This is a genomic window from Mesorhizobium sp. M7A.F.Ca.MR.362.00.0.0 (genome assembly GCF_004023175.1).
GTDB lineage: Bacteria > Pseudomonadota > Alphaproteobacteria > Rhizobiales > Rhizobiaceae > Mesorhizobium.
The window spans coordinates 1,794-2,458 of sequence record NZ_RZTF01000463.1 but is presented as its reverse complement, the minus strand read 5'-3'; the positions used below and the strand labels follow the sequence as shown (position 1 = coordinate 2,458).

The window sequence follows — 665 nt, the reverse complement described above, 5'->3', positions numbered from 1 at the left end:
GTCCGGCCGCTCATTCATCTTGATCACCTCGCGACCCGCATCGAACAAAACCTGCTCGACGATGCCCAGTATGACTACGGAAATCAGTGCCTCCTTAAGCTCCTCGGCTTCACGGCGCGAGAGCTGTCGGACCTCGGTAAGGCGGCCGAGCCCAGTGCCAAGGACGCGGACGCGGACGCCCAAAAGAAATACAGAGATCAGCTCGACAACCGCTCTTACCAACTGAACGCCGCGAGTGTTCGGCTCACGGACCAGATCGTAAAAGTCTGGAACCCGAACCCAGAACGCGCCGAAGCCAGTCGGCTCAGGATCACCGCTGACGGCCAATATCTCAAGGTCGTGGTCGAGGATGGCCTGGGCGTAGAGATCGAACTGGATCAGCGATCAGAGGGTTTCCAGTGGCTGGTCTCGTTTTTCGTGGTGTTCTTCTCCGAGACGGAGGACAAACATGCAAACGCAATCCTGCTGCTTGATGAGCCGGGAATGAGCCTGCACGCGCTGAAGCAGCGTGATTTCCGGAACACGATCTCCATGCTCTCGGAGTCCAACCAGACGGTCTACACGACGCACTCGCCTTTTCTGGTCGGTCCAAATGAACTCGACCTCGTCCGAGTCGTCGAGATGGCTGACCGCAAGGTCGGCACCAAGGTGCATACAACCATCAC

The 665-nt window shown here is 58.0% G+C and carries 1 pseudogene; it reads left to right on the top strand.

Annotated features, from left to right (window positions below):
- Positions 1 to 665: pseudogene (locus EOC06_RS41035) on the top strand (ATP-dependent endonuclease); the annotation flags it as partial.